The 26,309-nt window shown below is 52.1% G+C and carries 24 protein-coding genes and 1 tRNA gene; 8 read left to right on the forward strand and 17 right to left on the reverse strand.

Translation table 11 applies throughout. The annotated features are described in order from the left end of the window. Positions 1–119 precede the first annotated feature (119 nt). Positions 120–1,658: an acetaldehyde dehydrogenase ExaC gene (gene exaC, locus ABIE29_RS18590; protein ID WP_429620159.1), complete on the forward strand. Its 1,539-nt coding sequence runs from the start codon at positions 120–122 to the stop codon at positions 1,656–1,658. 55 nt (positions 1,659–1,713) lie between these two features. Here exaC and ABIE29_RS18595 read toward each other — a convergent pair whose 3' ends face one another. Further along, on the reverse strand, positions 1,714–2,946 hold the full coding sequence (locus ABIE29_RS18595) for an MFS transporter (protein ID WP_429620161.1): 1,233 nt from the start codon (positions 2,944–2,946) through the stop codon (positions 1,714–1,716). Between the two features lie 230 nt (positions 2,947–3,176). On the opposite strand from ABIE29_RS18595, the gene ABIE29_RS18600 reads away from it, so the two are divergent. Further along, the gene (locus tag ABIE29_RS18600) at positions 3,177–4,169 is read left to right on the forward strand and encodes an acyltransferase (RefSeq protein WP_429620163.1); all 993 of its coding nucleotides are present in this window, start codon (positions 3,177–3,179) and stop codon (positions 4,167–4,169) included. Here the strand turns inward: ABIE29_RS18600 and ABIE29_RS18605 are convergent. After that, positions 4,166–5,002, reverse strand: a complete 837-nt coding sequence (locus ABIE29_RS18605) for a GlxA family transcriptional regulator (RefSeq protein ID WP_429620165.1) — start codon at positions 5,000–5,002, stop codon at positions 4,166–4,168. The genes ABIE29_RS18600 and ABIE29_RS18605 overlap by 4 nt on opposite strands. 2 nt (positions 5,003–5,004) lie before the next feature. Beyond that, entirely contained in the window at positions 5,005–5,556 is a 552-nt protein-coding gene (locus ABIE29_RS18610; RefSeq protein ID WP_429620167.1) for a cysteine hydrolase family protein, read from the reverse strand. Between the two features lie 240 nt (positions 5,557–5,796). Here ABIE29_RS18610 and ABIE29_RS18615 point away from each other — a divergent pair, with 240 nt between their 5' ends. The 4 genes from ABIE29_RS18615 to ABIE29_RS18630 all read left to right on the forward strand — a co-directional run bounded on the left by ABIE29_RS18615 (position 5,797) and on the right by ABIE29_RS18630 (position 11,978). Next, on the forward strand, positions 5,797–7,143 hold the full coding sequence (locus tag ABIE29_RS18615; protein ID WP_429620169.1) for an esterase-like activity of phytase family protein: 1,347 nt from the start codon (positions 5,797–5,799) through the stop codon (positions 7,141–7,143). Positions 7,144–7,403: 260 nt separating this feature from the next. Then, entirely contained in the window at positions 7,404–8,093 is a 690-nt protein-coding gene (locus tag ABIE29_RS18620) for a response regulator transcription factor (protein ID WP_429620171.1), read from the forward strand. A 123-nt stretch (positions 8,094–8,216) separates the two neighbouring features. Next, complete coding sequence (locus ABIE29_RS18625; protein ID WP_429620173.1) at positions 8,217–10,553, forward strand: Orn/Lys/Arg decarboxylase N-terminal domain-containing protein; 2,337 nt, start codon at positions 8,217–8,219, stop codon at positions 10,551–10,553. 72 nt (positions 10,554–10,625) lie between these two features. Then, on the forward strand, positions 10,626–11,978 hold the full coding sequence (locus ABIE29_RS18630; protein WP_059199219.1) for an amino acid permease: 1,353 nt from the start codon (positions 10,626–10,628) through the stop codon (positions 11,976–11,978). A gap of 367 nt (positions 11,979–12,345) precedes the next feature. Here ABIE29_RS18630 and ABIE29_RS18635 read toward each other — a convergent pair whose 3' ends face one another. The 3 genes from ABIE29_RS18635 to ABIE29_RS18645 form a co-directional block, all read right to left on the reverse strand. Next, positions 12,346–13,113 (reverse strand): Rpn family recombination-promoting nuclease/putative transposase, encoded by a 768-nt coding sequence (locus ABIE29_RS18635; protein WP_429620205.1) that lies wholly within the window; start codon positions 13,111–13,113, stop codon positions 12,346–12,348. Between the two features lie 10 nt (positions 13,114–13,123). Further along, on the reverse strand, positions 13,124–13,288 hold the full coding sequence (locus tag ABIE29_RS18640) for a hypothetical protein (RefSeq protein ID WP_429620176.1): 165 nt from the start codon (positions 13,286–13,288) through the stop codon (positions 13,124–13,126). A gap of 504 nt (positions 13,289–13,792) precedes the next feature. Continuing rightward, on the reverse strand, positions 13,793–14,377 hold the full coding sequence (locus ABIE29_RS18645) for a DJ-1/PfpI family protein (RefSeq protein ID WP_021181316.1): 585 nt from the start codon (positions 14,375–14,377) through the stop codon (positions 13,793–13,795). A 174-nt stretch (positions 14,378–14,551) separates the two neighbouring features. On the opposite strand from ABIE29_RS18645, the gene ABIE29_RS18650 reads away from it, so the two are divergent. Further along, positions 14,552–14,646: transfer RNA gene (locus tag ABIE29_RS18650), tRNA-Sec, on the forward strand. Positions 14,647–14,809: 163 nt separating this feature from the next. After that, on the forward strand, positions 14,810–16,003 hold the full coding sequence (locus ABIE29_RS18655) for a tyrosine-type recombinase/integrase (RefSeq protein WP_429620178.1): 1,194 nt from the start codon (positions 14,810–14,812) through the stop codon (positions 16,001–16,003). Between the two features lie 48 nt (positions 16,004–16,051). Here the strand turns inward: ABIE29_RS18655 and ABIE29_RS18660 are convergent, their stop codons facing one another. The 11 genes from ABIE29_RS18660 to ABIE29_RS18710 form a co-directional block, all read right to left on the reverse strand. Next, positions 16,052–16,894: an IS3 family transposase gene (locus ABIE29_RS18660; RefSeq protein ID WP_429620180.1), complete on the reverse strand. Its 843-nt coding sequence runs from the start codon at positions 16,892–16,894 to the stop codon at positions 16,052–16,054. Further along, a complete protein-coding gene (locus tag ABIE29_RS18665) occupies positions 16,891–17,223 on the reverse strand; it encodes a transposase (protein WP_112197747.1) in 333 nt (110 codons plus the stop codon). Before ABIE29_RS18665 ends, ABIE29_RS18660 begins: the two co-directional genes overlap by 4 nt. 93 nt (positions 17,224–17,316) lie before the next feature. Further along, a complete protein-coding gene (locus ABIE29_RS18670; protein WP_429620183.1) occupies positions 17,317–18,099 on the reverse strand; it encodes a DUF4253 domain-containing protein in 783 nt (260 codons plus the stop codon). 155 nt (positions 18,100–18,254) lie between these two features. After that, positions 18,255–18,440, reverse strand: a complete 186-nt coding sequence (locus tag ABIE29_RS18675; protein ID WP_429620186.1) for a hypothetical protein — start codon at positions 18,438–18,440, stop codon at positions 18,255–18,257. Between the two features lie 280 nt (positions 18,441–18,720). Then, entirely contained in the window at positions 18,721–18,867 is a 147-nt protein-coding gene (locus ABIE29_RS18680; RefSeq protein WP_429620207.1) for a DUF7716 domain-containing protein, read from the reverse strand. A 401-nt stretch (positions 18,868–19,268) separates the two neighbouring features. Further along, entirely contained in the window at positions 19,269–19,589 is a 321-nt protein-coding gene (locus tag ABIE29_RS18685; RefSeq protein ID WP_429620188.1) for a DUF7716 domain-containing protein, read from the reverse strand. 15 nt (positions 19,590–19,604) lie between these two features. Then, on the reverse strand, positions 19,605–23,594 hold the full coding sequence (locus tag ABIE29_RS18690; protein ID WP_429620190.1) for an RHS repeat-associated core domain-containing protein: 3,990 nt from the start codon (positions 23,592–23,594) through the stop codon (positions 19,605–19,607). An 18-nt stretch (positions 23,595–23,612) separates the two neighbouring features. Continuing rightward, positions 23,613–24,704 carry a hypothetical protein gene (locus ABIE29_RS18695; protein ID WP_429620192.1) on the reverse strand — a complete coding sequence of 364 codons (1,092 nt, stop codon included), beginning with the start codon at positions 24,702–24,704 and terminating at the stop codon, positions 23,613–23,615. A gap of 21 nt (positions 24,705–24,725) precedes the next feature. Then, entirely contained in the window at positions 24,726–25,442 is a 717-nt protein-coding gene (locus ABIE29_RS18700; protein WP_429620195.1) for a DUF4123 domain-containing protein, read from the reverse strand. A 237-nt stretch (positions 25,443–25,679) separates the two neighbouring features. Beyond that, positions 25,680–26,063 (reverse strand): hypothetical protein, encoded by a 384-nt coding sequence (locus ABIE29_RS18705; protein WP_429620197.1) that lies wholly within the window; start codon positions 26,061–26,063, stop codon positions 25,680–25,682. A 32-nt stretch (positions 26,064–26,095) separates the two neighbouring features. Further along, the coding region (locus ABIE29_RS18710) for a hypothetical protein (RefSeq protein WP_429620199.1) at positions 26,096–26,309 on the reverse strand (214 nt) is incomplete at its 5' end.

A 26,309-nucleotide genomic window follows, 5' to 3' on the forward strand; every position in this document is an offset into this window, starting at 1 on the left:
CCGGCTAGGGATAGTTCACTGCTTCTTATGCTTTATCACGGGATCAGCGGCCTTGGTGCCGTGAACCCGCTTACCGTCTACGGGCGGTAAGGTTGCAGCCACGTTAAAAGGAGATACAAATGGCGAATACCACTACGGCAAGTCACCTCACGCCTGAAAACACCGGTTTTCCTCTCAAGCTAAAAAAACGGTATGACAACTTTATCGGTGGTGCCTGGGTGGCACCGGTACGGGGTGAGTATTACACCAACCTGACACCGGTCACCGGCCAGACGCTGTGCGAAGTGGCCAGCTCTTCCACTCAGGATATCGAGCTGGCGCTGGATGCGGCCCACGATGCCAAAGGGGCCTGGGGGAAGATGTCGGTACAGGCACGTGCCAATTTGCTTAATCGGGTCGCCGATCGCATGGAGCAGAATATCGATCTGCTGGCGGCGGCAGAAACCTGGGATAACGGTAAACCGATCCGCGAAACCCTCAATGCCGATGTCCCGTTAGCTATCGACCATTTCCGTTACTTTGCTGCCTGCGTACGAGCGCAAGAGGGCGGTATCAGTGAGATCGACTCGGAAACGGTGGCCTATCACTTCCACGAACCGCTGGGCGTGGTGGCACAAATCATTCCGTGGAACTTCCCGCTGCTGATGGCCTGCTGGAAGATGGCTCCGGCGCTGGCGGCGGGCAACTGCATCGTGCTGAAACCGGCCAAGCTGACGCCGCTATCGGTGCTGGTGCTGATGGAACTGATCCAGGACATCCTGCCGCCAGGGGTGATCAACGTGGTCAACGGCGCAGGCGGCGAGATCGGGGAATATCTGGCCACCTCCAAGCGTATCGCCAAAGTGGCCTTTACCGGTTCGACCGAAGTGGGCCGCCAAATCATGGGCTACGCCACCCAGAACATCATTCCGGTGACGCTGGAACTGGGCGGCAAGTCACCCAACATCTTCTTTGCCGACGTGATGGACAAAGAGGATTCGTTCTTCGACAAGGTGCTTGAAGGTTTTGCGCTGTTTGCCTTTAACCAGGGGGAGGTCTGTAGCTGTCCGAGCCGGGCGCTGGTGCAGGAGTCGATCTACGAGCGCTTTATGGAGCGGGCGATCAAACGGGTGGAGAGCATCCGTAGCGGCAACCCACTGGACGCCAGCACCCAAATGGGGGCGCAGGTTTCCGAAGGGCAGATGAAGACCATCCTCAACTACATCGAGATCGGCAAGCAGGAAGGGGCCAAGGTGCTGACCGGTGGCCGACGCAAGGCGCTGGATGGCGGCTTGGCGCAAGGGTACTACATGGAACCCACCATTCTGTACGGTAAGAACAGCATGCGGGTATTCCAGGAAGAGATTTTCGGTCCGGTGCTGGCGGTGACCACCTTCAAAGATATGGATGAAGCGCTGGCGCTGGCCAATGATACCGAGTTTGGCCTGGGGGCTGGGGTGTGGAGCCGCAACGGCAACATTGCCTACCAGATGGGGCGTAACATTCAGGCGGGCCGTGTCTGGACCAACTGCTACCATGCCTACCCGGCACATGCGGCGTTCGGCGGCTACAAACAGTCGGGGATCGGGCGGGAAACCCATAAGATGATGCTGGAGCACTATCAGCAGACCAAATGCCTGCTGGTGAGCTACTCCGAGAAACCGATGGGGCTGTTCTGAGCCGACTGACCAACGTCAACCGGCTTGAAACGTAGGAGCGCTGCATGCGGCGCCCCTACGTAGCGAGAGTGGTGCCACCACGGTGTTTGCTGAGGAACAGCGCCGCCAACATCAGCCAGCACAGGCCACTGATCAGATTGAACAGGCTAAACAACCCGTTACCGCCCCAAACATAGGCCACCTTGGCCAGCTCGATCCCCACGGTGAACACCGACATGCTCAACATCCCCATCACGGCGGAGACGGCACCTTTACTGACGTTACTGGAAAACAGCGTCAGGCGATACAGACCGGCGTTCGCCAAGCCAATGCCGTAAGCATAAAGGCTCAGCCCGGCGGTCATCCACAGGTAGGCGTGGGCGGAAAATACCGTGGCCAGCGTGGCGATCAGCAGGCCCAGCAGCATCGGCCATGCACCCAGTTTGATCGGGCGTTCAATACTGAACTTGCCAGCCACTCGGGCCAGCGTCAGGTTGCCGAGGATCAGCGCGCCAAACACCGGGATCTGCAACAGGCCATAGTCCAGCGCGGAAAGCGATTCTCCCTTAATCAGGATCACCGGGGACTGTGCAATCCATGCCAGCAACGGCAGGCTGGCAAAGCCGATAGCCAATGAACCACAGATAAAGCGGCGATTGACCAGCACCTGGCGATAGTCGCGCCACAGATTGGCCGCCGAGAAGGCTTCCCCTTGCAACGTGGCGGTTTCAGGCATGGCTTTCCACAGGCCGACAAAGGCGATGGCGGCCAGCGCCGCAAACAGCACAAACATGCTCTGCCAGGAGGCAACGTGAACCCAGGCGGCCCCGGCCAGCGGCCCCAGCAACGGAGCGATCAACGCCACGTTAGCCATCAGCGCGGTGATCTTGATACATGTCGCCTCTTCAAACGACTCCTGAATGGTGGCATAGCCCACCGCGCCGATAAAGCACAGGCCGATCCCTTGCAGGAAGCGCAGCACGATAAACTGTTCGATATTGGTGACCAGCAGAATGGCCAGGCAGGTGACGATAAAGAACAGCACCCCAGCCAGCATCACCGGGCGACGACCACGGCGATCCGACAGCGGGCCAAGCAGCCACTGCAGGAAAATGCCGCCAGCCAGATAGGCGGTCATTGAGGTAGGCACCCACTCCACACTGGCGTTGAAATCGGCCACGACCGCCAGCATACCGGGCTGGATCATATCGTTGGCGATATAGGTCGCGAATTCGAACAGCACCAGACAAAGTGGGAATAAAAGCGCCTGTCGGCCCAACAGTGCCGCAGGGGGTAATGATGTTTTCATTTTTATTTTACTGATAGTAAAGAAGGAATAAGGAACTGTCAGGGCGGGGTTGCGCGAACTGAGCGAGTTGTGGCGGCTATTCTGCCGTCAATTGTTCACCTTGGCAATCATAGGGTGATTTTCAGGTTTATTCTTAATAGCGCGTTTAAGCGTTGTGCTGCGCCCTCCTGAGCTATAACCTCTTATTAACATTTCTTTTTGAAAGAATTATAGGCAACTGACGGGCAGCAATGAGCAATAAAATTGGTTGGATAGATAACTTGCGTGCGCTGGCGTGCATGATGGTGGTGATGATCCACGCTACCACCTACTACGTCACCAACGGTGTGGCAGTGGGTGAACATAACTGGGATATGGCTAACGTCTTGAACTCGCTTTCACGGGCTTCGGTGCCGCTGTTCTTTATGATTTCCGGCTTTCTGTTTTTTGGTGAGCGCAATGCCAACCAAAAACACTTTATCCGCATTACCTGCTGTATTTTGTTCTACAGCGCCATTGCCCTGATTTATATTGCCTGCTTTACCCGCATCGGCTTTTGGCCCTCGTTGCGCGCCATCCTGCAAAAGCCGGTGTTTTATCATCTGTGGTTCTTTTACGCCATTACGGTGATCTACCTGCTTTCGCCGCTGATCAGCGTCAAGCCGGTGTCTGGCCGCTACCTGGCCGGGGTGATTGTCATTCTGGCAATTATCGCCAACCCCAATACCAGCAAGCTGACCCTGGATAATGTCCAGCTACTGCCGGTGAACCTGTACATCTATGGCGATACCTTCTATTACCTGCTGTATGCCTTGGCAGGGCGAGCGATCGGCATGATGGCTACCCAACGGCGCGGTATGAGCCTGTTGGCGGTGCTGGGCTTTGTCGCGAGCGTGGTACTGATTATCCGTGGCACCAAAAACCAGATGTTTATCAATGGCAGCTTCGCCGATACGTTTTATATATACACCGGCCCCCTGGTGTTTGTGGCGGCGGCCTCGCTGCTGGTGTGGTGCAAGAACTGCCTGCCGAACCCGATCGGCTGGCTAGGCGTGGTCTCCCGCCATTCGCTGGCGATCTACGGTTTTCACGCCCTGATCGTTAATGTGATGCGTAACCGCCACTGGGAGTTTCCGGCTTACCCGCTGCTGGATATCTTCTGGGTGTTTGGCATGGCGCTTGGCGTGAGCCTGCTGCTGTCGATGGGGTTACAGAAAGTGGATACCCGGCGGCTGGTGTCCTAAGCCTGCCAGCGCTGCTGCGCCCGCCGCAGTTGGCGGCCGGAGGAGAAGCCAGCGGTTAGCGCCGCTTTTTCCAGGCCGTAGCCCTGTTGCAGCCGTTGCTGTGCGACCGCCAGCCGTAGCTGTTCATGATATTCCCGCACGCTGAGGCCGATATGCAGGCGGAACAGTCGGGCCAGGTGGCGGCTGCTGACGTGGGCTTTCTCCGCCACCAGGGGGACCGACCACTCGGCCTCCGGCTCGGCGGCCATCACATCCTGCGCCCGGTGCACGGCAGGATGCAGATGATTGCGATAGCGTAACCACGGGGAAAGCTGCGGATCGTCGCCGGAACGGCGGAAATAAACCACCATCTCACGGGCAACCTCGAGCGCGCGGTCAGCCCCACAGTGTTGATTGACCAGGTGCAGGGCCAGATCGATACCGGCAGTGATGCCCGCACTGGTAAACACGCCGCGATCTTCAACAAAGATGCGGTTTTCCTTCACCAGTGCGGCCAATAGCGCGCCGGAACAGACGCAAACCAGGTCAATTTGCCGCTGGGCCAAAGCCTGGCGCAATGCCCGAAGCCAATTGCGAGCCAGAGCCGCTCCCTCGGTAGCAAAGTAACGCGTTGAGTCCGCTACACCCGGTATCACCAGAATATCCCCTTCGTTCCACTGTTGGGGTAAGGGGGCTAGCTGGCCGATGGTCATGCCGATGGAGCAGGTAATTTGCGGCACCGGGCTGACATAGTGCAGTTGGAACTGCCCGGCAAGCCGCAGTACCTCTGCCGGGCCGCTGACATCCAGTAACAGCACGTTGGGGAGCATCAGAAAGTAAACGGCCTTGGGCATGATTATTCCTGTGAAAGTTGCGCCAATGCCTGATCGACGCTGGCAATAGTGGCAAAGCGATTAACCAGCACGGTTTCAGTATGCCGCTTTAACTGCTCGGAGGTAAAGAGGCTGCCGTCTGGGTGATGCATCGGGAAAGTGAGCGTGGCTTCGGTCACAAACGTCACTTTATAGCCCAGATCCGAGGCGACACGGGTAGTGGTTTCACAGCATTGCTCGGTGCGAATGCCGCTGATAATCAGATGGTCGATCTGGCGTTCGCGCAGCCAGGCATCCAGGCCAGATTCGGTCAGCGCATTGTGCACCCGCTTTTGCACCGTGACGTCGGCCTGATGGCTCAGGAACGGCAGGCGTTTCACATAGCCGGACGCCAAAGAGAACGGCCCTTCAGGCGAGACGTGGAACACGTCGACCAGCGCTACCCCTTGCTGCTGGCAACCCGCGATCAGGCGCGTCAGCGCTTGTTGAAATGCCGGCAGGTCGTCTTCCTGCCAGAACGGGCGGTGTTGAAAAGATTGTTGAACATCGATGATCAATAGTGCGCTACGTGACATTTTCGGCCCTCCTCAATGTGGTGTAACACCATATTGCACTTGCGACAGGGCGGAAAGAAGGTCAAAAACGGCCATCATGATGGCGATAACGGACCGGATGAGGCAGCATGAAGTGGTGCCCAGATCCTATCGCCGCAGCTATAGGCAGAGTTGCGGCAGATAATATTTCTGTCATTACCGCTCCCTATAGTGGCGTTGCTTTTTACCTTTGGGCAAAACCATAACTAGGGAATTCATAATATGCATAAATTACCTTCCCGCCTGGCACTGCTGGCCAGCTGTCTGGCATTCAGCACCACGCTGTGGGCACAGGTTCCGGAAGTCCCCGCCGTGCTGGCCGGGCACGCCGTATTACCGGTGAAGTCCAGCGTCACGGCCCCGCAGGATGCACCAACCGATCTGCAACAGAGCGGCAAATATACCAGCGGCAAACGCATCACTGAACTGGGCAGCGTGGCGGGGAAATCGGCCGATCGGCTGACCGGCATCGGGCTACCCATCAATGGCCAGCCGTTGCAGGGGCACTCCGGTATCAAGCACATGCCGGATGGCACCTACTGGGTGCTGACCGATAACGGCTTTGGCAGCAAAGCCAACTCGCCGGACGCCATGCTGTACCTCAACCATTACCGTATCGATTTCAAGCAAGGCACGGCAACGCCGCTAAAAACGCTGTTCCTGCACGATCCCGATAAAAAAGTCCCGTTCCATATCGTCAATGAAAGCACCGACAAACGCTACCTGACCGGCAGCGATTTCGACCCGGAAAGCTTCCAGTTTGCCGACGATGCCCTATGGATCGGCGATGAATTTGGCCCTTACCTGATTAAAGCGGATCTGAACGGCAAGGTGCTGGCGGTGTTTGATACCCAGGTTGATGGCAAGGTAGTGAAATCGCCGGATAACCCGACGCTGACGCTGCCAGGTGCGCCGGACGGCAAGCAGAACTTCCAGGTCGCGCGCTCCAAAGGCTTTGAAGGAATGGCGGTATCACCAGACGGTAGTAAGCTGTATCCCCTGCTGGAAGGGGCGCTGTGGGACGGCGAACGGTTTGAGAACGTGGCGGGCAAACGCTACCTGCGGGTGCTGGAGTTTGACGTCAAACAGCAGGCATGGACTGGCCGCAGCTGGCAGTACGTATTGGAGGATAACCAGAATGCCATCGGTGACTTCAATATGATCGACGCCACCCACGGGCTGGTGATCGAACGTGATAATGGTGAAGGCACCGCCGATAAAGCCTGTGTGGCAGGCGCGCCAACGGATAACTGCTTCAGCCAGATCGCCAAATTCAAACGGGTCTACAAAATCGCGTTTTCCGACGCCAACGTCGGCAAACCGGTAGAAAAACTGGCGTATATCGATTTGCTGAACATTCAGGATCCGCAGAAGCTGGCGCGCAAACCGCTGAATAACGGCGTGCTGACCTTCCCGTTCTTCACTATCGAGAATGTCGACGTGGTGGATGGCAGCCATATCATCGTGGGGAACGACAATAACTTCCCGTTCTCCTCCAGCCGCGAACCCAACGTGGCAGACGATAACGAATTTATTCTGTTAGAGGTGAAAGCCCTGCTACAGCCGTAAAATTCTCCTTTATCTCCAAGCCTTCTCCTGATTGGGTGAAGGTTTTTTTATTCCGGTGATGAAGAAATACGTTAAGTGACTCCGTTTTAGGGAGAGCATAGTAGATATAGGACACAGCCATTTTCTGGTATGTATATTAATAAAACGTTACTTTCAATCTTACCGCTTCAGGTTGGCTTTCTGGTAGTCTGCTCTGGGCGTTTTACACTATGTCGCCATTTGTATTGAGAATAATGGCACCAAGGATTGAAGGTGGGAAAATGTCTCGTGTCAGTACCGAAAGTATTATTGCGAAATTAAATTCGTTAACTATTGCTATTCCTTTGGAACTCCTGATTGCATGGGAGTCTAGTGATGAGGCATGGTGTTTAAAGGACGTGCATAAAAAGCCTGTTTATGCCAATGCCAGATATAGCCTATTACTGAAGCCGGAAGAAAAAGGCAGGCCTTCTGCACTAGCGCCTTTTAAGCCCTTTATCTCCATCCATGACCAACGCGTTATTGATGAGGTGAGGAAGATTGAGGCAGTAGGGATCCTCCCTATCGATTGCAAGCGCATATTCAGCGTGTTTTATTGTGAACGTATGCCCTACTACGACAAACAGGCTCATTGCTCCGGTATTATCAGCCATATCAAACCCCTGAACTCAATCACACCGCGCTTTTTTGTCGCTGGTGATGATATCGGTAAATTAACCGTTGCTTGTCCCTCCGAGATTTTATCTGCTAAGGAATGGGTCGTGGCTTTTCTATTATTACAAGGCATGGCGGAAAAAGAGATTGCCGATATTCTCAACAGAGCGTTGAGAACGGTAAAGTTTCATAAAAGTAATATTCTGGCGAAAGTCCATTGTGAAACCACACGGGATTTTATCTTCTTTGCAAGAAGGCATCAATGGCAATTCTATATCCCACCGTTATTTTCTAAACCCTGCTATATCATCCGCTAATCATCTCGCTACAAAACTGTACCTTTGGTACAGTTTATTCTTTGCGCTTCAGGAGTATGCTCACCTTCATCATCTGGCATCCCAGTTGATATCTCAATGACATGGATGAGAAGAGGTCATACAATGAGTTATGCAAGCAATCTTGATTTTCCAATATTAATTATTTCTGTCCGCGATAATAAAATACAGGTCGATAACGCATATCATGCGATTAAGGCGGAGTTGGCATTAAATAACCACCATTTTATCCACGCGGAGACGAATGAAACGGCCCTGTCGATGGCCAGAAAAGAATCGGGTATCGGTTGTATCATTATTAATGAGTGTGATGGGACTAACCTGGGTGATGGTTCTACCTTTATCAAGGATATTATTCGTGTGATCCGCGCTAAAAACAGCCGGGTGCCAATCTTCTTTTCGTCAAGTGTCCCTTTGTTAGGGCGTTTATCGACGGAGGTGATTAAAGAGATCCATGAGTACATCAATATCAGCGAAGATACGCCCAGGTTTATTGCTGGCCGCATTCATCTGGCTATACGTCAGTATATTGAGAACCTGCTGCCACCTTACTTCGCCGCGCTAAAAAGTTACGCGTTAGACAGCCCTTACTATTGGGATTGCCCGGGGCATCAAGGGGGCGTTGCCTACCTTAAGCACCCGGTAGGCCGTGAGTTTATCAATTACTTTGGCGAAAACCTGATGCGGGCAGACATCGGCATCTCTACGCCGGAAATGGGGGACTGGCTTGAACATAAGGGAGCGCCGGGCGAATCGGAAAAGCGAGCTGCCAAACTGTTTGGCGCGGACAAAACCTTCTATGTGACAGGAGGCTCTTCCCAGTCTAACCAGATAGTAGGACACTCAATTGATTTAAAAGATAAAATCATCCTGGTTGACCGCAATTGCCACAAGTCCGTCAACCATGAGCTGACCATCACCCAGGCTAAACCCGTCTATTTCCAGCCTTCGCGTAATGGGCTAGGTATTATTGGCCTGATCTCTCCCGATCAGTTTGAGGCCAGAGCGATCCAGCAAAAAATCGATAACAGCGTGCTGGCTTATCAGGCAGAAGACCGCTGCCCCGCTTATGCCATCATCACTAACTGCACTTACGATGGTTTGATTTATGACGTGACCGCCGTCACCCAAACGCTGGCCAAGTCGGTACCACGGATCAAATTTGATGAAGCCTGGTATGCCTATGCGAAATTCCACCCCCTGTATCAGGGGCGTTTCGCCATGGATGTCCCCGAAGATAAAGACAACGGCCCAACGCTGTATGCCGTGCAATCGACACACAAGATGCTGGCGGCCTTTTCTTCGGCTTCGATGATACATATCCGCAATTCCAAGCGTGCCCCGGTGGATTTCGACATTTTCAATCAGGCTTTTATGATGCACGGCACCACGTCACCGTTCTATCCGATTATTGCCTCGATGGATGTGGCGACCGCCATGATGGAGGGGCAAGCCGGTAAGACATTGGTCGATGAAGCTATTCACGATGCTATCAGCTTCCGTAAGACGCTGGTTACCGTCGCAGACAAGCTCAAAGCGGACAGTGCCAAGGGGTGGTTCTTCGATGTCTGGCAACCGAGCACGTTGCTGCAGGAGGGCAAAAAGATCCCCTTCACCCAGGTTGCCGACGAAGTACTAGCTAACGATCCCACCTGCTGGCAGCTGCGAGCCGGAGAGGCATGGCACGGTTTCTGCGATTTGCCGGATGGTTATGCGATGTTGGATCCTATCAAGGTCACCATTACCTGCCCTGGGCTGAACGCACAAGGAAAGATGAGTGCTTTCGGCATCCCCGCGCCGGTAGTGGCAAAATTCCTGGATACCCAGCGTATTATCCCGGCCCGTAACGGCGACTACACCATTCTGGTGTTATTTGCATTGGGTTCTACCCAGGGCAAATGGAATACCCTGATCGATATGCTGATGATATTTAAACATCACTATGACGATAATACCCCGCTGACCTCGACGCTTCCGCAGGTTGCGGACAGTTCCCCCGTTTATCGCAATATGGGTATCGGCGATTTATGCCGGTCGATCCATCAGGCAAATATCGAACTGAAAATTGCCGAGCTTTTGGAGCTTGCCTGTTCTGCAGAGGCCATCCCCGTTCTTACTCCTTCACAGGCGTATCAATACCTGATCTCCGACCAAACCGAACTGGTCAAGGCTGCCGAAATAAACAACCGCACGCTGGGCGTGATGATAACCCCTTACCCACCCGGCATTCCGCTCATCATGCCGGGTGAAAAGGTGACGTCAGAATCACGGGCCATCGTCGATTACCTGGTGGCCTTGCAGACCTTCGGCCAGCGCTTCCCCGGCTTTGAACATGAATTGCAGGGTGTGGAAGTGGATGAGAACGGCACTTATTGGGTGCGGTGCATAAAAGAAAAGCCTGCCAGCGCCGCCGGCAAGGCTCCTGTTGATTCCATGCGTTAGTCGTTTATCCCCATGGGTGCGTTTCGCACCCTCTTCAAGATTTGAATCCACTCAATAATGATGGGAAATATCATGGCTTCTGTTAATACTGCCTCCGTGAAAAAAATGGGGTTGGTCGCCCTGACGTTGGTGACCGCCTCTAACATGATGGGATCCGGGGTCTTTATGCTGCCAACCAATCTGGCAGGCATCGGTTCTATCTCTTTATTTGGCTGGGTGATTACCATTGTCGGCGTGATTGCCCTGGCGCTGGTGTTTGCGAAGAACAGCATGGTCACACCGCGTGATGGCGGCATTATTGCCTATGCCAGCGACGCGTTTGGGCCATTTATTGGCTTTCAGACCACCATCTGTTACTGGATCAGTGCCTGGGTGGGTAACGTTGCGCTGCTGGTGGCGGGTGTGGGCTATCTGAGTTATTTCTTCCCCATTCTCAAAGATCCGCTTGTCAGCTCTATCACCGCCATTGTTATCCTCTGGGGATTTATCGCTCTGGCTTCTTTAGGGGCCAGGGTAGCCGGCCGCTCCCAATCATTCACCGCCTGCTGCATGCTGGTGGTGGTATTGGGCATCGGTTTTATTGGCTGGTTCTGGTTCAAACCCGCGTTGTTCACCGAAGTTTATAATGGCACCAAGGGAAGCGACGCTTCGGCGATCCTCTCCGCTGCGTCTTTGGCTCTGTGGGGCTTTCTGGGTGTGGAATCCGCAGTGGTGTCTAGCGGACAGGTGGAAAACCCCGAATCCACTGTGCCCAAGGCGACGGTATTGGGATTGCTGATTGCCGCCGTGTGCTATGTCACCAGCTGTTCGGTGATTATGGGGTTGGTACCGCATAGTGAATTGGTGAATTCCGCCGCCCCCTTTGCCGACGCCGCCCGTTATATGTTTGGTGAGTTCGCTGGGGAAGTGGTTTCCGCACTGAGCATTATCGCCTGTTTTGGTTCGATCTCTGGCTGGCTGATCTTGCAGTCTGAAGCCCCAAAAGCTGGCGCGAAGCAGGGGCTATTCCCGAAATTCTTTGCCGTGGTGAACAAAAACGATGTACCGATGAAGGGGCTGATTTTTACCGGCGTGCTGATGACCGTGGTATTACTGACCACGGCTTCGCCTAATCTGGCAAAACAGTTTCAGGTGATTGTGCTGATGTCGGTGTTTGCCTCTTTACTGCCCTATATCTATGCGCTGGTCGCGCTACCGATCATCATGGTGGCCAAATCCTTGAATAAGGGCGGAGGCTTCATTTTCTACTGCACGCTGGCGGTGATTGGCATTCTCTACAGTCTGTTTGCCCTGTTCGGATCGGGAGGCAATGCCATGTTCTGGGGGGTATTGATGATGATGCTCACCATCCCGCTATATGCACTGGTTGCGGCAAAACGCAGCAAAAGCGGGATAAAAACACTGTACCTGGATAGCGAGGAGTAGCCGTAAAAACAGAAAGCGCGGTAACAATGAAGGCGTTACTGCAACAGTGAATGGCTCTTTTATCTCAAAGCCTTCTCCTTGGAGGGAGGCTTTTTATGAAGGTGAAAAATAAAATACAGCGAATCACCCCTTTTCGGGGAGATATAAGACCCTGCCAGTATTAGTTGTTCATTTTAATTAAACGCGTTGCTTTCAATTTTGCGTAATATCCTGGCGGTGAGGTTACGCGGCAATTCTACATTTCGCCGTTATTTGCCAAACCTTGCTATATCATCAGGTAATAGTCCCACTATAAAATAGTACCTTTGCGACTATTCCGACTATTGGTAAGGTCTGACAGTAAGGCTAGAACATTGATCTAATATGATTAGTGGCGGATCTGTGCCAGCTCGTCTTCGGTCAGACCGGTCATTTTCATGACGGTGTTGCGATCGAGACCGTTCTGCAGCATGGTACGGGCAATTTTCAGCGTAGCATCGCGCTCGCCTTCTGAATGCCCTTCCTGCCGACCAAGCTGAATGCCCTTCTCGATACCCTTCTGTTCAAGCTGTTGTGCGATGGTCATCAGTGTGTCCCCATGTTGCGGCACTCGCTGTGCCAGTTGGCGTACAAAGGCTTCGGCGTCTGACGTTTCGCCCGCCTGTACAATATAGTGTACCAGCGATACTACCTGTGATGAAGAGAGATATCCGGCCAGCTCTGGGTTAGCAAACTCATCCAGCCACCGGGTGGAATAGGGGTATGGGCTGCGCTTACCGGTATAGAATAGCATCGGTATTACCAGAGGCAGCTTTTTGTGGCCCGCCTCCAGATGGCGCTGCATGGCCGCTACAGCGTACCTGATGAGCCTGAAAGCCATGTGCTGATCCGGGGTGGACTGGTGTTCGATGAGCACGTGGACATAACCGTCATCCCCTGCAGTGGTTTTCAGGCTGTAGAGCACGTCGCTGAAGTACTGGCGGAGGTTATCTTCTACAAAGGAGCCTGATTCCAGTTTCAGGGTGTTAAGGTCGCAGATGGCACGCAACTCTGCCGGGAGGTGTAGTTCCATGAAATCACGGGCAACCTCTGGCTGAGTCAGGAACTGTCTGAATGTGGCATCGTGGGGCGTTGGCGTGTTGTTTTTCTTTTTCATCATAATCATTTCACTCCGATACTGATTTTAAGCTGACGTTATTATTTTTCGCATATCCCTCCATTGATTTATTTGAAGAAAACTCCGGCTGTGCTGTATTCAGGCCATTTATTAATTTACCGAGATTTTTATTAAGATATGAAATTAATTCAGATTTTGTTTGTGGAATACCCATAAAGAATTCCCTCTCTTTTTTAGCATAGATCCCGTGAAGGCATTGCATGGTGTAATTATGTACCACCGATCACTACAGGGGAATAAGTATTAGAGACGTCACGTTTCCTTCAACCGACTTCGACCCTACGGTCGAATATGTTTGCCCCGAAAAATTCAGAAAAACAGCCGCATCGTCATCAATCTGAATAATTTTCGCCAAAGATGCAGCTTATTCCCGCATTTCTTTTTCGTGGTTAAAAAATGAAAGACCAGTTAGGGGGGATTTTACCGGTATGCAGATGATCGTGGTATTACTGACCACGGCTTCGCCTAATCTGGCAAAACAGTTATAGGTAAATGTTATGCGTTGGTTGCCGCTAAACGTAGCAAAAGCGGGATCAAAACACTGTACCTGGATAGCGAGGAGTAGCCGTAAAAAACAGAAAGCGCGGTAACAATTTTCGTTCCCGGTCAACAACCGGAAAGCGCAAACTGTGCCGCGCCTAGTTAGCAGCAGTAGCGATTAATGCACTGCCTGTGGCGCTTGCCAGTTTTCGTGATAGATATGTACGGCTTGCTCTTGCGTGGTAGTGCGATCACCGGTCAGGCGGTAGGCCACGGTGAAGGCAAAATCAAACGCGGCCCCCAACCCTTGGCCACTGATCAGATTGCCATCTTCCACAACCCTTTCAGCCACGTAGGTACCATCTTCGATCTCCTGATGCAGATCGCCAGAACAGACATAACGGCGGCCTTGCAGCAGTTTGTTGGCAGCCAGCACGCGAGCGGCGGCAGAGCACAGCGGGCAGATCAGCTTGGCAGCACGATCGTGGCGGCGGATAAACTCCACGACCAGCTCGTTTTCCGCCATTGCGGCGGTAGCCTGCGGCCCACCGGGGATCACCACGGCGTCGTACAGTTGGTCCATGCGGCGTTCCAACAGAGCATCGGCAAACATACGTATCTGGTGATAGCTGCGCAGCTCCAGCCTATCCTGGCAGGACAGCAGCTCTACCTCTATCTCCATACGACGTAACACGTCGATCACGATAACCGCCTCGGCCTCTTCAAATCCTTCGCTTAGCAGGACGGCAACTTTCTTGGTCATAGCATCTCCAGCAATGTACGGGTTAATAACCCGGGCTCGGCTAGGGTAGCAGATAAAAGGCGGGAGTTTTGTGCGGCAGGCCAAGTGTACGAAGGGGATCGCGGAAACTAGAATTCCCACTTAGCACCTAGGGGGATTCGCGCTATAATCTGTGACTTGCTTCCTGTTTCCAGAGGAAGATCCTCGTCCCCGGTGGGGCGGCTGGACTTCAAATCCAGTTGGGGCCGCCAGCGGTCCTGGGCAGGTTCGACTCCTGTGATCTTCCGCCATTCGACCTCTTCTGAATTTCACAAAACTCAATAAATCCTTTGTAATACCAGTGAGTAAAGCCACTTTCGTTCTTCTGGTGTCAACTCATGTCTACCCAAATCAAGTGTAGTCTGGGGCACCATAGGGGGCACTGGCGATACCCTCATTTTTGAGGTGCCCCCAATGAAGCTAACAGCCCGACAAGTTGAAACTGCTAAACCAAAAGACAAGCCGTACAAGCTCTTTGATGGAGGAGGGCTTTACCTTGAAGTAAAGACCAGTGGTTCTCGTTACTGGAGATTGAAGTACCGTTACGGCGAAAAAGAGAAGCGCCTTGCCTTTGGCGTTTACCCCGATGTATCTCTGGCAGAAGCCCGTGACAAACGCGATGTAGCTAAAAAGATTCTGGCTGCAGGTGACGATCCTGGTGAAACCAAAAAAGCAGAGAAGCTTGCACAGAAACTGAATTCGGAGAACACGTCTGAAGTCGTTGCTCGCGAGTGGCATCAGGCTAAAGCCGACCGCTGGTCACTGCGTTACCGTGATGAAATCATTGATACCTTCGAGAAAGACATCTTCCCTTACATTGGCAAGCGGCCTATTGCCGGTCTCAAGCCGATGGAGTTGCTGGAAGCACTACGCAAAATGGAGAAGCGCGGAGCGCTGGAGAAAATGCGTAAGGTTCGCCAACGCTGCGGAGAGGTCTTTCGTTTTGCCATTATCACCGGCAGAGCTAATTACAACCCTGCTCCCGATCTCGCCAGCGCTCTGGCAACGCCTAAGAAGGAGCATTTTCCCTTCCTGACGGCTCAGGAACTGCCCTATTTCCTCAAAGACCTATCTGGTTACACTGGCAGTGTCATCACTAAAACCGCAACCAAGATCATCCTGCTGACGGGCGTAAGAACCCAGGAGCTGAGATTCGCAAGTTGGCAGGATATCGACTTTGAAAAGGGCGTATGGAGCATCCCGCCGGAAGTGATGAAAATGAAGCGACCACATGTCGTTCCATTATCAACGCAGGTTATCGAACTGTTCAGCTCTCTCAAGTCGATTACAGGCGGCTATCCCTTGGTGTTTATTGGTCGCAACGATCAGCGTAAGCCAATCAGCAAGGAAAGCGTCAATCAAGTTATTGAGCTGTTGGGTTACAAGGGGCGACTGACTGGCCACGGTTTCCGCCACACCATGAGTACCATCCTGCATGAGCAGGGCTATAACTCGGCTTGGATTGAGACGCAGCTTGCTCACGTGGATAAGAACAGCATTCGTGGTACTTACAACCATGCGAAGTATCTGGATGGGCGGCGTGAGATGCTGCAGTGGTATGCGGACTATATGGATTCACTGGAGTGCGGGGGAGTTATTCCGGCGTAGTAACCGGTCATACAAAACTGTAATGGTCAACTAAAACCGGACACGGATTTAGGCACATTGTTGTAATCGGCGTTCATATTCATCCGGCGATATATTTCCCAGCCGATAATGCCGCCTTTTCAGATTATAAAAGCCGTCGATATAATCGATAACATCAGCGATACCCTGACTTCGGGTTTCATAACGACGATAGTTAACCCTCTCTGCTTTCAGGCTGCGGAAAAACCTTTCCGTAACAGCATTATCCAGGCAGTTACCTTTTCGACTCATACTACCTGTAACATCCAGTTCTTGCTGGCAGGACTGGAACTGAGCACTGGTATATTGCGCCCCCTGATCGCTATGGAACACCACAGACCCTGCTGGTCGTCGTTTATTGACTGCCAGCCTTAAAGCTCGGACGGTCAAGTCGCTGTCCGGTTTGTCTGAGAAGGTCCAACTCACTATTTTTCTTGAACATAAGTCCATCACGATAGCCAGATATAACCAGCCCTGAGCGGTACGCAGATAGGTAATGTCACCTGACCACCAGGTATTCAATGTCTCTGGATTAAACTGCCGATTCAATAGATTAGCAGCAACGACAGCGGGTTTACCGCCGCGTGGATAACGATGACGTCCGGGGCGTTTAGCCACCAGTAATAAGTTTTTCATTATCTGCCGAACGCGGTATCTGCCCACGTTAAAACCTTGCTCCCGTAACTCGATGCACATACGCCGGCTGCCATATGTGGCATCCATTTCAACGTGAACATGCTTGGCCGCGGCGTGCAACATCAGAACATCGGGATTGATCATTGGCCGACGACTACGGGCATAAAACACGCTGCGCGTGAGCGACAAGCAGCGGCATACCTGTTGGATATTTGCACCAGCCTTCTTCAGTTTCACCGCGACTTTTTGTCGTTGTTCATTTCCATGGCGAAGAAGGCCGAAGCCTTTTTTAACAGGTCATTGTCGCTTTGTAACTGCCGTACCTGTTTTTCAAGTTCTTGTATTCGCCGCTGTTCAGACGTAATCGCGGTGGCGATGGGAGTATCTCCCCTGACTTCTCCGCGATATTGTCGTAACCAGCGTTGTAATGTTGAAAGACCAATATTCATCGTTTCAGCAGCCTGGGTCACCGGGTACTTATGCTGCAAAACTAAATTGACACATTCCTGCTTGAACTCATGGGTAAACGTTTTTCTTCGCATTCTCACCTCGTTAGCGTTGCTCATTATATCTCTAACAAAGTGTCCGGAATGATTAGACCATTACAATCCAGCCGGCATAAGGTATTTAACCAACTGGGCCTTGGCTATTCACGGAGCTCATTCCACGTAACGCAGCCAAAGATGCGTCCGACCTGAGATCGCCTGCGCAACTTTGGAAACACGTGCCTGTAGGTTTTCATCGCTAGTGTTGTAGAGCGCACAGAAGTCTTTGGCCACAGCGTTAGCGACTGATGTATCAGACGGCACCTCACGCATGAAGCCGAGGTAAGACGCCCCCATGCCTATCAGCTCATAGCCATGCGCTTCTGAAAAGTGACGCGCAACCGCAAAGTTTTTCGCAGGATCAAGGTCGGAAGTGAAATATCCATTCGGAAAAGCCGCAAGTGCCTGGCAAGAATGCTGAACGGGTACCAGGAGCGCTGAAAGAGGCTGCTCTAGAAGGGAGATAGGGTTGTGTTGGTAACCGATCCATTCCTGCAAGGCAGGCTCATCAAGCGTCAAACCATGAGCGCAAGCATCCTCGAAAGACGTGGCTGCCACCAAATTTGTGAAATTGCGAAGGCAGATTGCGAACTCCGCTTTCGTAGTCGGATAGCCTATGTATTCGCCATTCTCGAAGCACTCTGGAGGTAAGCCCGCTATGTCCTGCTCTGATGCATCGTCCATCCCTAAATTATTGCGCACATGCCATGAGGTGTAGCGGGCTTGGTGCAGGTCATCTAGCGAGAACAGAGGTTTAAAGCCTGGGTGCGATGCACCAATATTACGACGAGCTTCGGTCAGATCGTCAAAGCTGGTAATCCCGCTCACGCCGTACTCATCACATGTACCTACAGACGGGTTCTCACTCATCCCATTGCCGCGAAATTCGATATCCATATAGTGCCCCTTGTCATTACTCGAGTGAGTGAGCAATCATAAGTAAATCGCCCCGGACTCTCTAGGGGGTTCCGTACACATTTCCTCCAAAACCCCCACCTTCACGTCATATCACTATGAATTTAAATGAGAAAGTTGTTAATTTTCATCATCATTTAAATTTTTCTTTTCAGCCGAAAGTATGTAGCTCGTGAAATCCCTGTTTTTTCTGTCACACAGTTCACCGTTTCACCCTGCAAAATCAAGGTCAGATCTGCCTGTAACGTTTTGACCTGTGCGTCTGCATCATGATCAAGCCAACCTAGCGCGAATGCCATACCTATTTCCTTGGTTAAATTCATTACCTACATAATCCCTGCTCCAGTTGGTAAGAGCGGGAGGGGGGCATAAAATTAAAGTGGATAATCACACCGCCACTTGGGAACAAATAACTCTCTGTTGATGAGTCGTTGTCCTACAGATTCTTATGCTATCGACATGCAACCCCACTGAGAGAAACGGCCCTGAGTTTAGTTTTTTATGCTCAGGGCTGAATTTAAATTTTCACACTACAATAAATGCATCATTTCTATAGTAAAACATTAATGCCTCATAAAGCCCCTCCGATGAGATTATATTTTTTTACTCACGGATGTTTTTAACAACAGAAGTTACATCTTGCATCGTAAGAACATACATATATCCCATCTTTTTTACTTCTTCAGGATCAGCGTCAGGTTCATCTGAATCAACATCATCCGGATCCATAACCAATGCAAGTACATTAATATTCTAGGTTTCTTTATTTAAAGGTAAATAAAGAGCATGTCGCCAGTCAATACCTTCAGGATTGTCCAACACTTCGGCTAGCTTTAATGTAATCATTTTTTATTTCTTCTTCCCCCCAATTTTCCATACCACCTTTTTGATCCGGATGTGATGTTTTTTTAACTGAACCAGGTGCTTTGTGCTATTTGATTGGGATAAGATGATACCTCGGTTCAGTTGCCTATGAGGGATGCCATATAAGTTCGGGAGTGCCCCTTTTGCACCCGGCCGTATACCCTCAGTAATATTTAGATGAAAAATTTCTAAATTTTTATAAAAATCTTGGTTGGATATAATTCCCAGACCTGTTTCAAGGTGAATCTATAATAGGTAAGCGCGAGTGATGATTCGCGCTTAAAAAATCAAAATTCTATGAAGGCATCATTTTCGTAATAAAAAACAAAAGCTTTAAATAACTCGTCATCACTTACTTTGCCTAACTGTTCGTGAGCATTGTCAACAACTTCCTCTATTGCTCCGTTATCTAAAATCTCAATCCAACCGTCTTCCTTAGCCTGCTTAGGAATATACTCATCAGAGTCAGCAGGGTAGTCATAACTATCAAGAGAAAAAATACCTAATGTATCAAGGCTCCATGCTTGTTTTTCAGAGGGTAAATAGAACCATCCCTCTGGGTTTTTTTTGGGGTGCAATAATACATCTCGTATCGTTACTAATTGCATATTAATCTCCTATGTTTACTTGTTACCAGTTTGTAGCTTCTTAAATCCACCCTGTTGGTTAGGGTGTAAACTCTTTTGTACGTCTCCTGGTGCTTTATGTTGCGCCCTAGGGACAAGCTCTATTTTTACAGGATTTTGCGCATTATGGTGCCATGAATGTTCTGGTGGACTCGTTGATTTGAATCCTCCTCTGGCTCCTGGTTGAACATGTTCCACTACTTTGTTAGGAATTATACTATTCATTTCAGGGTTAAGCTTGAGCATGTTGTATAGCTGTTCGTTGGCATTTCTAAAGTGAGCTGACCTTCCACTTAACAGTAAATCGTTTGGAATATTAAATTGATTCCAAACGCTATAATTTCCACTGGCTAAAGGGCGGCCTGTAGCATCGGCTGTTGGTAAAGGTTGCTCACCAGTTATAACGGAGTTTTTTTCCATCCCTGTGGCATCAGTTTTAAACAGCCCCAATGGATCTACCCAGCCAACCGGATTCCCATCAACATATTGATAAGAGTTAAGCCCGCCACCAAGTTTTACTGGATCCGCCGTCAGATACCGCCCAATCCCCGGATCATAATACCGGTTCAGGTTGTAATAAAGCCCGCTTTCCTTATCCGCATACTGCCCCTGAAACCGCAGTGGCTGGTTAATCGCAGGTGCATCCTCTGCCAGCCACTCTTCCCGTATCTGTCCAAAGGCACTGAACCGGCCTTTCCACACCGAGTTACCGTTCCCGTCGGTCAGCTCGTGCGGCGTGCCCAGATGGTCGTTCTGATACCAGTAAATCGCCGGGGGCTTGTCCTGCGGATCCCGCGAAGGCTCTCCCACCACCAACGCCATCGGGCGATAGCTGCCCGGCTCATACAGGTAGCTCTGCCAATAGCCCTTGCCATCGGTTTCTGCCACCAGCTGATTGCCACGCCAGACAAATTCCATCAGCTTGCCGTTGACGGTCTTGCTTAAGCGGCGGTTAAAGGCATCGTAGGTATAAGTGTTAACGCTTCCGTCCGGGGTTTCGTGACGGATTAGGCGATGACGGCAGTCATACTCATAGCGTGTCACCAGTTTGTGGCCTTTGCCGCGCCGTTCGGCAATCAGGTTACCAAAGCGATCATACTCAAAATGGCGATCGGCATAAAACGCCAGTCGGTTGCCCGGTGCGCTGTGCTGCTGGACATCACTGACCGGGTTTCCTCGGCCATCCCAACGGAAGCTCTCGTTCGGGTTGGCGTGGTGTTGGTCCTTTGCCCTGGCGGCGGGTTGAAACTGCGGTAAACGGTGAACGGGTTGCCTGGCAGGGGGAATGATTGACTTCGGGTTCAGGTAACTGACCGAGGTTAACGCCCCGGTGGCATTGTAGTGATACTGGCGCGCATCGTTGCCCTCGATGCTGGCCAGTTCACCGTCTGCCTGATAGGTATACTGTTGTTGCCAGTGCAGTCGATCGTCTTCCGGCATGGCCCCAGGTTCGAGCAGGCTGTGTTGGCTCAATCGACCCAATGGGTCATACCCGAAGGTATTGACCAGTCGGTTGCCCTGACGCAGTTGTTGCAGACGCTGGTGATGGTCGTAGCCATATGCTGTCAGTGGCTGACCTTCCAGGCTGGAGGCTTGCAGTTTGCCGTGCTGGTAGTGGAACTCCTGCCATTGCCCGTTAGGTTGTTTGATGCCGGTCAAGCGTCCGGTGTCTTCGTCATAGCGGTAACGCATTGTCGCCCAGGACTGGTGCTCTGCTTCTAGGCGTCCGGCTGCGTCATATTGCCAGGCTAGCGGGTTTTCACCGTCCAATATCTCACTCAGACGGCCAGCCTCGTCGTAGCGGTATTCTTCCTCTTTGCCATCGGGCAGGATTTTACGCGTCAGGCGGCCCATCGGGTCGCGTTGGTACTGCGTGATGAGAGGCGGGCTTTGGTGGTCGTTACCGTACTCGTGTTTTTCGCTCAGGCGACCACAGGCGTCATAGTGATAGGTGGTTTTGCTGTTATCAAAACCAATCTCTTCACTCAGCAGGCCGCTGCCGGTGTAGCCAAGGCGATACTTTTCGCCCAACTGGTTTTCAATTTCGCTGACTTGCAGATGCACGTTATCGTAGCGATAACGCAGGCTACCGCCGTCCGGCAGACGTTTCTCGGTCAGCAGATGCAGGGGGGCTGCATAGTGGTATTGCGTAACGCGGCCCGCCTCGTCGGTGAGTTGCGTCACTTTACCATAGGCATTGTACTGATATTGCCGGGTGCTGCCATCCGGGTGGGTGATCTTTATCAGCCGGTCCAGTGCATCCCACTGGTAGCGGGTGAGCTGCTCATTCTCTTCCACTTCGCTGGGTTGAGTCTGTAGCCCCTGATAGCGTAACCGGCGGCTTCCCTGTGGTGAGCTATCACTGAGCAGACGGCCCAACGTATCCCATTGCAGATGTTGTTCGCTGCCATCAGGGAAGCGGATATGACTGACCTGGCCGCGAGGGGTATAGCTGTAATGCGTGGTGGTACCCGCTGGGCCGGTTTCGCTCTTTAATGTCCCATTGGGGTAATAGGTGTAACGCCAGGTCTGCGCCTCGTCACCGTCACCTTGCGTCCGACTAAACAACCGGTCAAACAGCCAGTCATAGGTGGTGACTTGGCCATCCGGCGTAATAACACACTGCAACGCGCCATCATCACCGTACACCGAATCAGTGTGATACCCCAGCGCATCGGTGACCCGGATGCAGGCACCGTCCTCGTTGTACTCGTAGTGGGTTTCAGCACCGTCGGCGTTTTTCTCCAGTAGCAGCAGTGCCTGTGCCGAGTGTCGGTAACGCTGCTGGCTGCCATCCTGGTGGGTCAGCGTGACGCTATGGCTGGCTTCGTCCCAGTGATAACGCGTATCCAGTTGGCCAAAGTTGCCATACTGGCGCAGACAACGGACGTCTTTACCTTCTCCCTGCCACTCCCAGTGAAATTCCGCACCGCCTGCCAGGGTACGGCAAAGGATCACGTGATCGTCGCGGTAACGATAGTGCTCGGTGTCGCCAGCGGCGTTGGTGGCGCTAATCAGTTGCTGGTGTTCATTGTAACCGTAGTGTGCCACCACCACGCCGGATTGCCAGTGAGTCTCTGCGCGGGTACTGCCGGGATTGCGGGCCTGTAACAGCACCTGGCTGATCCCTTTCGGGTACGCGGGGTCGTCATAACTGAAACAGAGCCGGGCATCATCATGCCCAATCGCAGCCAGGCGACCTTCGCTGTCGTAACTGGCGTCCACAGAATTACCGTGGCGATCGCGAATGCAGCGCAGCCAGGCCATGTCACCATCGCGCAGAAAATGGTAGGTACCTTGTCCCCCAGCGAGTTGGACGCAATATTCGTTGCCAAACTCATCCAGCTTCAGGCTCATCAGCCCGCCGCCTGCGCGGTTGGTGACGACCGGCATCTCCTGCGTGGGCAACAGGAAACGGGTAGCACGGTTTTCATCGTCGCAGAACCAGACGATCTCTTCCTGACTCTGGCTATCGCGCCCAAAGGACAGATAAGGGCTGGCACTGTGCATCCAGCCAGGGCCCATTCCACCGCGTTGTTCCACGGCACTGGTGCGGTAGAGCCGCCGCCAGGCAAAGGGAAGGACGCCGGGCAGGGTGAAATCCGTCAGGGTCAGTAATTCCTCACCGGAGAACAGCGACACCGGATCGCCATGCTGCAGGGTTTCGCCAACGGGCTGGGCGGGCTTGCCATTGGGGGTGACTGCGCTGGCATTGTCGTTGGGCACAGAACTGCCAAATTCGGTTTTATGGACCGATTTGTCATAGTTGAGCTCTGACGAGGTATTGTGTTCAATCTTGCCCAACAGGTCTTGCTGCACCGGTACCTGTTTCTGCGGATCGATCTTGGTGGCCGCCACGGGCTTGATGCGCGCGACATGCCCATCGGGTTCGGTGGCCATGCTGACTAATGTTTTTACATCGGACACCAAGCCTGTGGCTTCTTTTGCTGCCCGGGCGTCTTTAGGCGTCCTGAATATCTTTGCCATCGGTAACGTTCCTTATTTTTATGCCGGGACGGCCATGCTGAGGTTGTCCACGCTATCCAGTACCAGTTTGCCCAAGCCCCCGGGCAGCACCAGATACAGCACAATCATCACCACCAGACTGCCAAAGGCGTCGGCGATAAAATTGACGATTTGTTGCGGGGTGAGGAGCTGAAAATAACAATAGAGCGCATCAGCCAGGATGAAAACGAGGATTTCATCGCTGAGCAGAGTCAGGGCTTTCCCCACGGCTTCTTCGCCATTTTTGGTCATCGCCTTCAGTTGTTCAACCCCGGTGCTGCCGATAAAGTCGACCAGTTTAGTGGCATATTTATCCGCATTACTGACCCACTTCCACACCTCTTTGACCGTGTCATACAGCAGTTTAAGCTGTGATACCATCCCATCAATAAAGGCACTGGCCGCCTCTGCCAGGTTGATCCCATCCTTAATATAAGTCGCCCAGGCTGCCCGTTGCTGATCGTTCCACTTGGTGGTTAACCAGGTCGCGTATTTATCGATCACCCCTTGATAAGCGCTAAATAACGCCTCCCGGTCTTGCGGGGTAATATCGGTATTGATCAGCAGGTGGTATTGATGGCCCGCTTCACAGGCAGGCAATTCCACATTGGCCTTGCCCTGACCATCAAACTTGCCTTGGGTGACCGGCTTGTCGTTGAGCGTGTATCCGTTACGGGGAAAATCGATATACCGGCCCGAGGGGTGGTGCATAGGCGTGATAACCGGGCGTTTGACCACGCGATAGCTTGCATTGGGAATAGGAATAAGCCGGGTGGATCGAAAACCGTGGGTGACCGTGATGGTTTTGGGGGCAAGGCTACAGGTCATGGCGATATCGACCTGTTTATCCTTCAGAGCAGCTGTCTCACGCTGCATATCACCAATAAGAAACTGCTGCTTCATGTTCAGCAGTGAACCATACCACCAATGCTCATTGGCCTTTTTGTAGTGCGCTATTACCTGACGGAATTCCGACAGGATGCGATCAAAATCCCGTTCTTTGTCGGCCGGGGTCGGTTTCGGCGGCGACTCCCCGCGCAATAGGCGGTTATACTCTTCCTGGGTACGAACCTGTTGAGAAAAGAAATCCATGATATTGGTTCTCCATGATAATTAAGCGTGCTCAAGGGTACGCAGGATCTCGGCCAGGATCTGGGGATCGCGACGGCGCTGCGGGGTCAGCAGGCGACGTATTTTTTTATCCAGTATTGCGTCGGGCCAACGGGCAACCACATCGGGGTAATCCTGTTGCAGGGTCTGGCGGATGTTAAGCACCAAAGGCAATACCTCCTCATCCAGCAACGCATCCAGTACCCCTTGCGGGACGTGCCACCAGGGGAATGCTTGAACCGAAGCATCGGGGATAACCGGGCAGGTGAAGGCTCGGCCATTAATCCAGTAATCGGAGAACACTGGCAGAATATCGCACCAGTGATCGCCATAATAATCCAGATGGCCCGGCAGATATTGGCCATCCCAATAGCGGAAAAACACCGCTTTGCCGCTGGGCATGATCACCTGGGTCAAGCCCGCAAGATGGTCCGCCAGGGCAGCCTGCGGCAACGGCGAGCGTGCCAGCCAACCCCAGTTGCGCAGGGGCGTTTCCGCCACCCAGTGTAAGAATGGGCTGCCGTCAGTGAGCTGCACCAGCACCGGCATCACCTCGAACCAGTTGGCATAGGGTGTATTGGCGTAAAGCCCGTGCGGTGTGCGACTTCCGTCTTCTCGGTAATAGGCTTTGATACCTTGCGCACCGTTGGTATTGGCCAGTACGGCGTACAACTGTGTTCCCGCCGTGTTTCTTACCCAGTCCTGTACACGATTTGACATGGTCATCTTCTCCCTGATTAAAAAGTACGTCCCTCTGTGTCCAATTCACACCGGAGATATTTGACAAGTACTGCGCTCATTGCGCCGATAAGAAAGTCAAACATCACAACAGATGAAAAAACATAAAATTAAAAAGCCTGCTAACGCTATCTGAAAACCAAAAATAACCCAAGATACATAAGGACATGCAGATCGGCAGGTATAGAGGGATGGTCCATGAAAATGCATTTAAATTTTTCATTTTCTATTTAGCGTCCATATCTTGAGCGCCTCAGAGATGAGGACCAAAACCACTCCAATGCCCAGTACGTCAGGGTTAACACCTAGCGTTTTCACTAACCAGGGCAAAAAAGATAAAGAAGGCACAATCAGCAATAGCCGGGCAGGAATTTGTACATACGCCAATGTGGTCGCAATAGGGTATCTGGCCAAGAAAAAAAATGCAGAGAACGCTATTGATACGGTTAATAATAACGACAGGGAAAATATCACGATGATCGCGATGCGATACCATCCCTGCTCAGGGAGATAACGGCTCAACTCCACGATATCATCATACAAAGGGACCCGGCCGTGAGTGATATTCAACCACGCGAAATGCAGGATATAAAAGATATCCATTATCCCCCAGAATAAAAAAATAGATCTTTTGTTCATGGCTTTTTGCCCATCTTTTTGAATAACTCTTCTACATCAGTAGATTGCGAGCTTTTTAGTTGCTCGCCGAGCCTGTTAAAATAGTCTTTACCTGTGGCTCCAGAGAGGTTGCCTACGTTAACCATTGAGGTCAGTCCACTGATGGGCAGAGAGCCAACGTTAGGCAATGCTTGAGAAACACCGCCTGTCGAGGCCCAGCCACTGCCGGGC

This window comes from Serratia sp. 2723, from assembly GCF_050434425.1.
Classification (GTDB): domain Bacteria; phylum Pseudomonadota; class Gammaproteobacteria; order Enterobacterales; family Enterobacteriaceae; genus Chania.